Source organism: Pseudomonas sp. UYIF39 (assembly GCF_029963765.1).
Lineage (GTDB): Bacteria > Pseudomonadota > Gammaproteobacteria > Pseudomonadales > Pseudomonadaceae > Aquipseudomonas.
The window spans coordinates 15330-27649 of the sequence record NZ_JALBYU010000030.1 but is presented as its reverse complement, the minus strand read 5'-3'; the positions used below and the strand labels follow the sequence as shown (position 1 = coordinate 27649).

Below are 12320 nucleotides of genomic sequence, written 5' to 3'. Positions count from 1 at the left end.
GGGACGCGTCAGCGCGGCTTTGTGGCTTTCGCCGATTTGCTGGTGCCCGGCATGTGCAGGTAAGCCATCACGCTTTCGGTCAGTTCAGTCGCGAGTTTGACGGCTTCCTTGTTGCGCGCCATGACACCTGCCACCAAGCCTTCGATCAAGGCGAGCACAGCGATGTTGGAACTGGTCAATACCGGATGGTCGGCGGGAGCAAACAACACATGTTCGGCAATGCTGGTGAGCGGTGAGGCGGGTGAATCGGTGATTGCCAGCACAGAGGCACCACGCTCGTTGGCGAAACGGGCGAGTTGCAGGGTGTCGAGGGAATAGCGCGGCAGAGAGATCGCCAGCAACACATCCTGATCGGTAATCGCGGCCAGACGGTAAGCGGCGTTTTCGTTGCCGCCCTCCATGCTGATGGCGGTGGCGTCGGCGCAGAAAGGCATCAGGGTCGAGGCGGCGAGGCCGGCGAAGTAGACGCTGTTGCCAAAGCCCAGGATGTAAATTTTGCGCGCGGTGGTCAGGCGCGTGACGAACGCGTCAAAGGTGTCTGCATGGTTGTTGGTTGCCGCCGTGGCGAGGTTGCTGGTGGCGCTCTGGATTTGCTCATGCAGGCCAAACGCGCCGCCGGGACGATGTGCCAGTTCGTTGCGCAGTTTGTCGACCGGCGACACCATTTGCTGCAACGTCGCGACCAGTTCAGCCTTCATGCCCGTGTAGCCACCCAGGTCCAGGGCCTTGGCCAAGCGGTTGACGGCGGCTGGCGAGGTCGAGGTCTCGTGCGCCATTTCCTCGATGGTCAGCGTCGCCGCGCGGAGCGGGTGACGCAGGATAAAGTCCGCGACCTTACGCAGCGACGGCGGCAAATCGGCAATAATTTCCGCCAGTTTGCGCATGACCGGCGCGGCATAGACCGTGGTGTTTTTCGATGGGGTCGGCATGTCCGGCTCAACAGTTCCAGAGGGCATAAGGTTGGCTGGAGTGTATCCGAAGCCAACCGTCGGTGCGCAGCACTGGCTGGCCGGATTACTTCAAGCTGCCGGCAAGAAACTGCTGGAGGCGTTCGGACTGCGGGTTGACCAGCACTTCGCGCGGGTCGCCACGCTCTTCGACCTGCCCCTTGTGCAGGAACACCAGTTGATTGGAAACCGCGCGGGCGAAACCCATTTCGTGGGTCACGACGACCATGGTGCGGCCTTCGAGGGCAAGGTCCTGCATGACTTTCAGCACTTCGCCGACCAGTTCGGGGTCGAGTGCCGAGGTCGGCTCATCAAACAGCATCACTTCCGGTTCCATGGCCAGCGCGCGGGCAATCGCCACACGCTGCTGCTCGCCGCCCGACATATGCGCCGGCCAGGCGTCCATGCGGTGCGAAACGCCGACTTTGTTCAGGTAATGCTCGGCCTTTTCCCGGGCTTCTTTTTTGCTGATGCCCAGCACATGCACCGGGGCTTCCATGACGTTTTCAAGGGCGCTCATGTGCGACCACAGGTTGAAGTGCTGAAACACCATCGACAGCCGCGAACGCATGCGTTGTAGCTGCTTGGGTTCGGCAGCCTTGAGCCCGCCGAGCTTGTTGGTCACCAGTTTGAGTGGCTCACCATTAAGAACGATGTTGCCGGCGTTGGGCTGCTCCAGCAGGTTGATGCAGCGCAAGAAGGTGCTTTTGCCGGAGCCGCTGGAGCCGATGAGGCTGATCACGTCACCGGCTTTTGCCTCCAGGGACACGCCCTTGAGCACGTGGTGGCTGCCGTAGCTTTTGTGTAGATCCTGAACTTCAAGTTTGTACATGGTTTTTATTCTCTGGAATCAGTCGCTGAGCAAGCGACCCTGGCGAATAAGGCGGGTGCCGGCGACTTTGACCAGCCACAAACCGGGCTGGGCAAAGCGCAGGCGTTCTCGGGCATAGAGGATGCCGTCGGTGCTGGCGCGCACGATACTGTGGCGATCGGTCAGCGGATCCAGCACTTCGAACAGCGGATCGCCCACCCCGACCCGGGCACCCAGTGGTTGCAGAAAACTCACCACCCCCGGATGCGGCGCATAGGCGTACTGCGCGCCGGCGAATGGTGTCGCTTCACAGCAATGGGGCGGAGCGGCAGGCCAGTCACCGCTGATCAGGCCTTGCTCGGCGAGATAGCCAAGAATGGCCTCGGCGCTATCGACACATTGTTCGCGTTCGGTGTCGGCCATGCCGCGCAACTCGATGGTGGTGGCTACACAGGCCAGCGGAACATCGGCTTCAGGAAAGCGCTCGGCCAACCGCAACCAAGGGATCGCACAGGCTTCATCGAAGGCGCTGCCGCCCGCACCCTCGGCCAGCAATGCGGCGCCGGCACCGAGTCGAGCGGCCAACGAACGCAATCGCGGCCAATTTTGCGGCATGGCATAAAGCAGCATGATCGACTCGAAATCGCAGTGCAGGTCCAGCACCACATCGGCGTCACAGGCATGTTGCAGCAACAGGCGGCGCAAGCCATCGAGTTCCGACGTCGGTGGTGGCATGTCGGCGAGGACATCGGCCATGGCCCGGCGAATCAGTGCGGTGTTGACGTCGGCATTGTCGCCCAGGTGGTCTTTGACCAGCGCCGCCACGGCTTCAGCCAGCTCCGGGAACTCCCGATTGAAATTCTTCCCGCTGGAAAACTCGAAGCGGCCCTGATGGGTGGCCTGGAACATCTGGGCGATGCCAATTGGATTGGCCATCGGCACTAACTCGATCACGCCGTTCAGACGACCTTGTTCTTCCAGCACCCGTAGACGTCGTTTGAGTTCAACCGCCACGCGCATCCCCGGCAGCTCATCAGCGTGCAAGGACGCCTGGAGGTAAGCCTTGCGCGGTCCGCTGCCAAAGCGAAACAGCGACAGGCGCCGTTCAGTGCCCGAAGCGCTCCACGGCAACAGGTATTCAATGTGCTCCATAACAGCTCCTTAGTGCTTGCGCGGTGCCAGGTACGCCAGCCAGCGACGCTCGGCCAGCTTGAACAGGCGAACCAGGATGAAGGTCAGGGCCAGGTAGATGAGGCCGGCCGTGATGAACGCCTCGAACGGCAGATAGAACCGCGCACTGACCGTACGCGCGGCCCCGGTGATGTCCACCAGCGTGACAATCGATGCCAGGCTGGTGGTTTGCAGCATCATCAGCACTTCGTTGCTGTATTGCGGCAACGCCCGGCGCAAGGCTGACGGCAGCAGAATGCGGCGGTACAGGGTAAAGCGCGACATGCCCATGGCTTTGGCGGCTTCGATCTCGCCATGAGCCGTGGCCTGCAAACTGCCGGCCAGCAGTTCCGCGCTATAGGCACTGGTATTGATCGCAAACGCCAGGCAGGCGCAAAAGGTTGCGCTGGACAGGTACGGCCAGAGCGCGCTTTCACGTACCGCTGCGAACTGCGCCAGGCCGTAATAGATCAGGAACAATTGCACCAGCATCGGCGTGCCGCGAATCACATAGGTGTAGAGCCAGGCCGGGAAGTTGATCAGGGGTGATCGGGACACCCGCATCAGCGCCAAAGGAATCGCCAGCACCAGGCCGAAGGCCAGGGAAATCAGCAGGACTTTGAGGGTCAACAAGGCGCCATTGAAATACAGCGGCAGGTTTTCCCAGATCAGGTTGTAGTCGAGAATCATGGGGTTGCTCCCAATCACAATTCGGCGGCTTTGATGCCGACCGAGTAGTGTTTTTCCAGATAGCGCAGTACCAGCAATGACACGCTGGTCAGCATCAGATAAAGCGCCGCCACCGCGAGGAAAAACGTAAACGGTTCATGGGTGGCGTCCGCTGCGTTCTTGGCTTTGAACATCATGTCCTGCAAGCCGATCACCGAGATCAGCGCGGTGGATTTGGTCAGCACGAGCCAGTTGTTGGTGAACCCCGGAATGGCGAAACGAATCATCTGCGGCACCAGAATCCGCCAGAACACCTGGCCGCCACTCATGCCATACGCCGCGCCGGCCTCGGCCTGACCTTTAGGGATCGCCATAAACGCGCCGCGAAAGGTTTCCGAGAGATAGGCGCCGAAAATAAAGCCCATGGTGCAGACGCCGGCGATAAAGGGGTTGATGTCGATATAGCGCGTGTAACCGAGCGCCAGGGCGATGCGGTTCACCAGATCCTGGCCGCCGTAGAAAATCAGAAGGATCAACACCAGGTCAGGAATACCGCGAATCAGGGTGGTATACCCTTCGCCCAGCATCGCCAGCCATTTGAGCGGCGACAACCGAAAGGCCGCGCCGATCAGACCCAAAGCAATCGCCATGCTCATGGAAGTCAGGGCCAGGTTAATGGTCAGCCAGGCGCCATCGAGAATGCTCGATCCGTAGCCGTGAAGCATGATGAAGTTCCTCAAACGAGCGCCAAAAGGCGCGCGAGAAAAGCCCAAAGCGCCCGCAAGAGGCCGGCGCCACGGGGTTTCAGGTAAGGCTTATTCGCCGTAGATATCGAACGCGAAGTACTTGGCCATCACTTGCTGGTACTTGCCATTGGCGCGGATGGTGTCGATCGCTGTACTCAGGCGTGCAACGTTCGCACTGTCGCCTTTACGCACCGCGATCCCGGCGCCACGACCGAAATACTTCGGGTCGCTGATGTCCGGTCCCACCAGTGCGAAACCTTTGCCTGCCGGTGTTTTGATGAAGCTCTCGTCGGTGTTGACGATGTCGGCGAGCGTGGCGTCCAGTCGACCCGACGCCAGATCGAGGAAGGCTTCATTTTGTGAGCCGTAGCGCACCACTTCGACCCCGGCTTTTTCAAGCTGCTCGGTAGCGAAACGGTCGTAAGTCGATGAGCGTTGCACCCCGACCTTCTTGCCCTTGAGATCAACCAGCGGGTCGTTGATCACATTGCCGGCCTTCATCGCGAACTTGCCAGGGGTGTGGTAGTACTTTTTGCTGAAGTCGACCGACTTCATACGGTCTTCAGTGATCGACATCGACGACAGCACGGCATCGATCTTGCGCACTTTCAGAGACGGAATCATGCCGTCGAATTCCTGGATGACCCACTCGCATTTGACCTTCATCTCTTCGCACAGGGCGTTGCCGATGTCGTAATCGAAACCGCTGACGTTGCCCTCCGGCGTCTTGTAAGAGAAGGGCGGGTAGGCGGCTTCGATACCGATACGCAGGCGGTCTTCGTCGGCGTGTGCCAGCAAGCTTGCGGCGCACAGTGCCAGAGCACCTAGAAGTTCTGTCTTGTTCATGTTGTTGACTCCTTGGAGGGGCGTTGGGGGGGTACAGGCCATCCGATCTGGCACGGTGGATCAGTCCTGATGATTTTGCGTGGCTATAAATGACATGTTTTATTTCACTATGCAACAAAATGAAAATTAACACGTCATTCGAAGGCGCACAAATTCACAGCGATCCTGTGTGATCACGAGCACGTTCAGGCGCCAGGCAGGCTATTGATGGGCATTACGCAGGGGGAACAGGCTTGGCCAATTCGATGCCGGCCGCACTCAATCGCTTCAGGATTTCAAAGAGCAGATCGCTCTTGGTCGTGCTGACAATCCTTGGGCTGCTGACATAGCCGGTGATGGTCAATGTGATGCCTTCAGGACTCAGATTGCTGAAGCGGACAACGGGGGAGGGTTTGTCGAGGATGGTTTCATGTTCGCAATAGGTGGTGTACAGCAGGGTTTTGACTTGTTCAGGGTCGATATCCAGAGGGAACACCAGTTCGAGTGTGGCCACCCCTTGGGCGCTGCCGCCCATGGTCACATTGCGCAGGTTCTGGGAAATAAGCTGGGAGTTGGGCACGATTACGATCGAACGGTCACTGAGCTGAATCTCGGTGGCCCTGACATTGATTCGCCGGATATCGCCTTCGACCCCGCTGATGCTGATCAGGTCGCCGACCTTGACCGGACGCTCGGTGAGCAGGATTAACCCGGATACGAAGTTCTTGACGATCTCCTGCAGGCCGAAGCCGATCCCCACCGACAACGCACTGACGATCCAGGCCAGGTTCGTCCATTGGACGCCCAACGAAGACAACGCCATCAGAATGACCAGCGCGTACCCGATATTACTGAACAGGGTGCTCAGCGACGCCCCCATGCCGGGGTCCATATCGGTTTTCGGCAGGAACTCGTTATCCAGCCATCTGCGCAGCGATCGAATCAGGTAAATACCGATCATCAGCGCGAGGACCGCATTCAACAAATTGCCCGGAATGATGTTCAGCTTGCGCAAGCCATCGCCGCCGAGGATCGCTGAAACCCTGTCCGTCAGCTGTCCGAAGGTCGCTCCAACCCCCCCCACAAACGTTGTGATCGCGGCAATCAACAGTAAGGCCGCTCTGCCAATACCCGACACAACAACCTCGATTTGTTCGAGCCGTACGTCGCCGATACCCAGCAGCTGTTTGATCGCCTTGCCGCTGGAGTGCTTGGGCGAAAACAGGTAATCACACAGGTCCCTGAACAACTGCGTCAGCAAATAGAAGCTGGCAAGAACGATATAGAGCCAGACAATTTCGTAAGTGATGAACCGGGCCAGGGAGATGTAACCGACCAGCAGGCCAAAAATCGAGATCAACATGGCGATACTGATGCCGGTATAAATCAGCCCCGTCAGCGTAGTACCTGACTCAGGGTGGTCCCCGGCAATCACCATCGCTCGGCGGGTTTTACTGACGCGTAGCAATAGCGCTCCAATAATCAAGATGACGACTAATGACACGACGCCCCGGCTGAAGAGAACCATCTGCGAACTCATACCTGTCGCATTGGTGACTTGTACCAGCGAGATGAGTATCAACATTGAACCGGCCAGCAGCGCTGGAAAAGGGCTTATTGCAAGTGCTACTTCATCGGCGATGCCAGGTAACCGCCATGAGGGATTGCGTTTAGACAGCAGGGCCCGACTCAGACCGATAATCAGGGCGCAGGCGTAAGCGACTTTCTCGACATCGTCGAAGTAACCTTGCAGTGGCTGAGGCAATGGTTGAAGGCGGGTAGCCGCCGCGGAGATGAGCTCTATTGCACAACCTGCGCTCAACATCGTGGCAACTACCGTCGCTATCGCCAATGAACTTCTGCGCAGGCGACCTTCCGGTACTCGATGGATGCAGATCCATGTCAAACCACGTTCAGCCAGTCTTCGTCCCAGCGTCCAGAAGGCCAGGGCCAGCAATAACAACGTGACGGTCGCGCCACGCCGGCCGGGTTGCCAGACGGACTGGATGACACTGTTGGACTGGTCGATCAAAAACCTCAGGCGGTTTTTATCCTCCTCCAGTGGAGAAAACAGCGGTAACCAGAACCGGGGGTTGAGGAAGCTGGCGGTGCGCTGGGCCAGTTCGGTTTCCAGTTGAGTGCGCCGAATGGCGGCAATCTGGGTGATGAGGTTAGTCGCGCCTTCTTTGATGGCCAGCAGTATCTTGAGCTCGCCATCCACCTTGTCTTTTTGTGCGGTGAGATAGGACCTCTGTTTCACCAGATCGGACTTTTCCATGGCAAGGCTGGTGGCGGATGCCGTCCCGAGCACACTGAGTTGTGCTTGCAATTGCGCTTGCTCGGGAAGTAATAACGTCGCCAACTTGTCCGTATCACTGAAGAGCAACTGAACGTTGTCCTGGAAGCCCACCAACTGAGTGTAATTACTGGTCAGTGACACCTGCTGTTTAAGGTTGTCCAGCCTTAATTGCAGTGTTTCCAGATCGCTTTTTGACACGGTAGCGGTAGCGCTGGCCTCACCGTTGTTTGATGTGTTGGGTAGTTCATCCGCCAACAGCTCGCCGATGTTCGCCCCCATCAGCGCGAACACAACGAATATGAGTAATTTCAATGCAGGACGCATAGACATGCCTCCAGCGGCTTTAGCCATTCAGGTTAGGTCATGGCGTGTGCAGGCGCGAAAAATAGTTCCGCGATGCGCGCGATTGTTCTGAATACGCAAACACTGAAGTCGCCGAGAATGGAATTGTTGGCGTCGTGACGGGCTTGTAGCCTCCATTACGCCGAACACTACGATCTGCCAACGATCGAGTGGAGCCCAAGCCAGGGCTCACCAAGACAGACGCTTCAACGTCATACCTTGCTTTCGGACTTCCGCCCCTTCGGGGGTTTGGCGCCTAATAAAAATAAGGAAGGCAGGTATGAGTATTCGTGCATGGGTTTGCGCAGCAACCCTGTTCGCACCCGTTCTGGGTGCCAACGTTTTGTTTCCATCAGCGGCTTCGGCGGCGGACGACCCGATGGGCTCGCTGGTTCGCGGGGTATTCGGCGATAGCCTTGAGCGTGAACATGGCATCAAGGTCTACGGCTGGGGCCAGGTGGGTGTGAGCTACAACAACAACGGCACGGATGACGTCAGCAAACAGAGCTTCTTCACTTCCGACGAAGGCGTGAACCTCAACCAGTTCGCCCTGGCCGTGGAAAAGAAACCCAAGAGCAATGTGATCGGTCGTGTCGGACCGTTTCCCGGCCCCATGCCGCAAGAGGCTGACTGGGGCTTCAACGTCACGGCGCTGTACGGCAAGGATGCGCGGTTCTTCAAGACCTATGGCTGGGACGAGGACCTGAGTGTCAATCGTGATAACAAGGCCGAAGACGAAGCATTCACCGTCGCTCAGGCGTATGTCGATTTTTACTTCCCGGTGCTCGGCGGTTCGGACCTGATGATCGGGATTTTCCACACGCCGCTGGAAAACGAAATCGGCTTCGCCTTGCCGTCACCCGCACCGACTGACTTCTACTCGCACACCTACTCCTTCATGCACGGCCCGGCCAAACATGCCGGCGCGCTGTATTCGTTCAAACTGCCCTCGGCACCCGGTGAAAGCATGCTGGGCTTCGAGCTGGGCGTAGTGCAGGGCTGGAACAACCTGCAAGACCCCAACCACGACCCGGACGTGATTGCCAACGTCCGCTGGCGTTCGGCGGATTTCACCACCTGGATTGATTGGGAAAACATCTACGGCAACGGTGCCGGCGACAGCTTCGCCGACTGCCGTTGCGGCTCGCCGTTGCCGGCCGGCACCAAGGATGACGACTACAAACGCCTGGCCTCGTACCTGACCCTGTCGCAAGTGCTCGATCCGAATAATCGCGTGGCGCTGGAGTTGAATTACGGCAAGCAAGAGCAGGGCGCTTTCGCCGGGTTTGCCAACAAAAACGATGCGACCTGGTACGGCACCGATATCAACTGGTATAACCGAGTCAGCGAAACCCTGATGTGGAACAGCCGCGCCGAGTGGTTCTACACCGATGCACCGGTACACGTGATGATGGCCAACATCGACCCGCACACCGGGATTCCCGACCCGACTTGGGGCAGTTTCTACGGCGTGACCACCAACCTGGCCTGGACGCCGACACCCAACGTGCGCCTGCGACCTGAATTGCGCTACGACATCCATTCCGGCCCCGGCCGCGATGCCTACGCCGATGGGCAAAAGGACTCGCAACTGGTCGCGTCCTTCGACGTCAGCTTCTTTTTCTAAACCGCCCACTTTCGCAAAGCACCTGACCCTGCGTGCTGGCTCAGCCCACTCGCTGCGACCGTGTTCGTCCTGACTTTGCCGGCAAGCAGCCGCATTGGAGTACTACATGACAGACAACAACGATAAAAACCTGTTTGGCCGCGACGTCTCGCGCCGTGATTTCCTGCGCAGCACAGGCGTTGCTGCCGGCGGTGTGGCGCTGGCGAGTTTGCCGTTCAACTTTGCGCTGGGTAGCGAGCGGGTGATCAAACTCGGATATGTCAGCCCGCAGACCGGGCCATTGGCGCCCTTTGCGGCCGCCGACAACTTCATCATCGAATCGCTCAAGCAGGTGTTGAAGAACTCCATTAACGTCGCTGGCAAGGCGTATCGCCTGGAAGTTATCGTCAAGGACAGTCAGTCCAACCCTAATCGCGCAGCGGAAGTGGCGAGCGAGCTGATCCTGTCTGATCAGGTCGACCTGATGCTGGTGTCATCGACGCCGGAAACCACCAACCCGGTCTCCGACCAATGCGAAATCAACGAGATTCCGTGTATTTCCACGGTGGCGCCGTGGCAGCCGTGGTTCTTTACCCGCGGTGGCAAACCGGATCAGGGTTTCGAGTGGACTTATCACTTCTTCTGGGGCCTGGAGGATGTGATCGGCACTTACAGCGCCATGTGGGGCGCGATGCCGTCCAACAAGGTGGTCGGCAGTCTGTTCCCCAACGATGGCGACGGCAATGCCTGGGGCGATCCGAAACTCGGGTTTCCACCGGTGTTGGCGCAGAAGGGATTCCAAGTGGTCGACCCCGGCCGCTTTCAAAGCTTGACCGACGATTTCTCGGCACAGATCGCCGCATTCAAGAAGGCCGACGTCGAGATCGTCACCGGTGTGGTCATTCCACCGGACCTCACCACCTTCTGGACCCAGGCTCGCCAGCAGGGCTTCAAGCCCAAAGCGGTGTCGGTCGGCAAGGCGCTGTTGTTTCCCACGGCGGTCGAAGCGCTGGGCAAGGCCGGTAACAACCTATCGACCGAAATCTGGTGGAGCCCGACGCACCCGTTCAGCTCTTCATTGACCGGAGCCAGCGCCGGGCAGTTGGCCCAGGGCTTCACTCAAGCGACCGGCAAGCAGTGGACTCAACCGCTAGGTTTCGTGCATGCCCTGTTCGAACTGGCGGTGGACATTCTCAAGCGCACTGAAGAAATCGGTAACTCGCATGCGGTACGCGATGCCTTGCTCAAGACCGATCTCAATACTGTGGTCGGGCCGATCAGCTGGAAAAACGGACCGGTGAAGAACGTCGCCAAGACACCTTTGGTCAGCGGCCAATGGCGATTGGGCACAGACAACAAATACGACCTGATCGTGACCAGCAATGCCACCGCACCAGCGATTCCACTGGGCGGCGACATGCAGGCCATTACGTACTGATGACTCGAAAAGAAACGGGTGCACCATGCAACAGCCACTTCTGCAAATGAACGATGTGCACAAAAGCTACGGCTCGGTGAAGGTCACGGACGCGATTAGCCTGACCCTGCAACCGGGGGAAGCCCTGGGCATCATCGGTCCCAATGGCGCGGGTAAAAGCACGCTGTTCAACCTGATCGCCGGGGGCGTGGCAGCCGACAGCGGCACGATCCATTTCGAAGGCCGCAACGTCACCCGCGAGCCAGTGTTCAAGCGCTGTCAGCAAGGCATTGGCCGCTCCCATCAAATCCCGCATCCGTTCGTGAAAATGACGGTGTTCGAGAACTTGCTGGTCGGCGCGACCTTCGGGGCGCGATTGCGCGACAAGGAGGCCAGCCACTGGTGCGCGCAGACCCTGGAACTGACGGGGCTGATGCGCAAGGCCAACGTCCTGGCCGGCTCGCTGACACTGCTCGACCGCAAGCGTCTGGAAATGGCCCGCGCGTTGTCGACCCAACCGCGGCTGCTGTTGCTGGATGAAATCGCCGGTGGCCTGACCGAACCGGAGTGCCTGGCGCTGGTGGAAACAATTCAGGGCATTCACAAGGCCGGCGTAGCCATCATCTGGATCGAGCACATCGTGCATGCCTTGCTGGCGGTTGTCAGCCGTCTGACGGTGATCAACTTCGGCGCCAAACTGGCGGAAGGTGAACCGCGCAACGTGATGGCCGACCCCAGGGTCCAGGACATTTATATGGGCATCGGGAGCTGAAACATGTCGACCCCTTCAAACCTGCTCTCCATCGAAAGTCTCTGTGCCGGCTACGGCGACTTTCAAGCGCTGTTCGATATCAGCCTGACCCTCGAGGCGGGTGAAACCGTGGCAATCATCGGCTCCAACGGTGCCGGCAAATCGACGTTCCTGCGCTCGCTGGCCGGGCTGATCAAAAACCAGCCCGGCGCCATCACCTTCAAGGGCCAGGCAATTGGTGATCTGGCGGCCAATCAGGTGCTGGAACGTGGCATCGCCTTGGTGCCGGAAGGCAGAAAGCTGTTTCCCTCGCTGAGTGTCGAGGAAAACCTGTTGATCGGCGCCTACAGCAAACGCCCCGGCCCGTGGACGCTGGCGCGGATCTATCAGCTGTTTCCGGTGCTGGAAAAACTGCGCAAGCGCCCCGGCACCGCGCTGTCTGGCGGTCAGCAGCAAATGGTTGCGATAGGCCGGGGCTTGATGGCCAACCCGCATTTGCTGTTGTGCGACGAGATCAGCCTGGGCCTGGCGCCGACCACGATCAAGGACATCTACGCCGCGCTGCCCTCGATCAAGGCCGACGGCACCACAGTGATTCTCGTCGAGCAGGACATCAATCAGGCGCTGAGTGTCTGCGACCGTTTCTATTGCTTCCAGGAAGGGCGCGTGTCCCTGACCGGCCGCCCTGGGGACGCGGACAAAGCACAAATCAAAGCCGCGTATTTCGGGATCTAGTT

At 58.9% G+C, this 12320-nt stretch carries 11 protein-coding genes; 4 read left to right on the top strand and 7 right to left on the bottom strand.

All coding sequences use genetic code 11. From position 1 onward, the window contains the following. Positions 1-8: 8 nt before the first annotated feature. The 7 genes from MO767_RS27170 to MO767_RS27140 all read right to left on the bottom strand — a co-directional run bounded on the left by MO767_RS27170 (position 9) and on the right by MO767_RS27140 (position 7791). Complete coding sequence (locus MO767_RS27170) at positions 9-929, bottom strand: MurR/RpiR family transcriptional regulator (RefSeq protein ID WP_282483045.1); 921 nt, start codon at positions 927-929, stop codon at positions 9-11. 85 nt (positions 930-1014) lie between these two features. Next, positions 1015-1779 (bottom strand): ABC transporter ATP-binding protein, encoded by a 765-nt coding sequence (locus MO767_RS27165; protein ID WP_282483044.1) that lies wholly within the window; start codon positions 1777-1779, stop codon positions 1015-1017. Between the two features lie 18 nt (positions 1780-1797). Then, positions 1798-2910 (bottom strand): succinylglutamate desuccinylase/aspartoacylase family protein, encoded by a 1113-nt coding sequence (locus MO767_RS27160; RefSeq protein ID WP_282483043.1) that lies wholly within the window; start codon positions 2908-2910, stop codon positions 1798-1800. A 9-nt stretch (positions 2911-2919) separates the two neighbouring features. Continuing rightward, positions 2920-3618, bottom strand: coding sequence for an ABC transporter permease (locus tag MO767_RS27155; RefSeq protein WP_282483042.1), 699 nt, complete (start codon positions 3616-3618; stop codon positions 2920-2922). A gap of 14 nt (positions 3619-3632) precedes the next feature. After that, positions 3633-4322 carry an ABC transporter permease gene (locus MO767_RS27150; protein ID WP_123364053.1) on the bottom strand — a complete coding sequence of 230 codons (690 nt, stop codon included), beginning with the start codon at positions 4320-4322 and terminating at the stop codon, positions 3633-3635. A 90-nt stretch (positions 4323-4412) separates the two neighbouring features. Next, entirely contained in the window at positions 4413-5189 is a 777-nt protein-coding gene (locus MO767_RS27145) for an ABC transporter substrate-binding protein (protein WP_282483041.1), read from the bottom strand. A 214-nt stretch (positions 5190-5403) separates the two neighbouring features. Next, positions 5404-7791, bottom strand: coding sequence for a DUF3772 domain-containing protein (locus MO767_RS27140; RefSeq protein WP_282483040.1), 2388 nt, complete (start codon positions 7789-7791; stop codon positions 5404-5406). Positions 7792-8089: 298 nt separating this feature from the next. On the opposite strand from MO767_RS27140, the gene MO767_RS27135 reads away from it, so the two are divergent. The 4 genes from MO767_RS27135 (at position 8090) to MO767_RS27120 (ending at position 12318) form a co-directional block, all read left to right on the top strand. Next, positions 8090-9436, top strand: a complete 1347-nt coding sequence (locus MO767_RS27135; RefSeq protein WP_282483039.1) for an outer membrane beta-barrel protein — start codon at positions 8090-8092, stop codon at positions 9434-9436. A gap of 106 nt (positions 9437-9542) precedes the next feature. Continuing rightward, positions 9543-10853, top strand: coding sequence for an ABC transporter substrate-binding protein (locus MO767_RS27130; RefSeq protein ID WP_282483038.1), 1311 nt, complete (start codon positions 9543-9545; stop codon positions 10851-10853). A 25-nt stretch (positions 10854-10878) separates the two neighbouring features. Continuing rightward, positions 10879-11604, top strand: a complete 726-nt coding sequence (locus MO767_RS27125; protein ID WP_282483037.1) for an ABC transporter ATP-binding protein — start codon at positions 10879-10881, stop codon at positions 11602-11604. A gap of 21 nt (positions 11605-11625) precedes the next feature. Then, complete coding sequence (locus MO767_RS27120) at positions 11626-12318, top strand: ABC transporter ATP-binding protein (RefSeq protein WP_349016937.1); 693 nt, start codon at positions 11626-11628, stop codon at positions 12316-12318. The last annotated feature ends 2 nt before the right edge of the window (positions 12319-12320 follow it).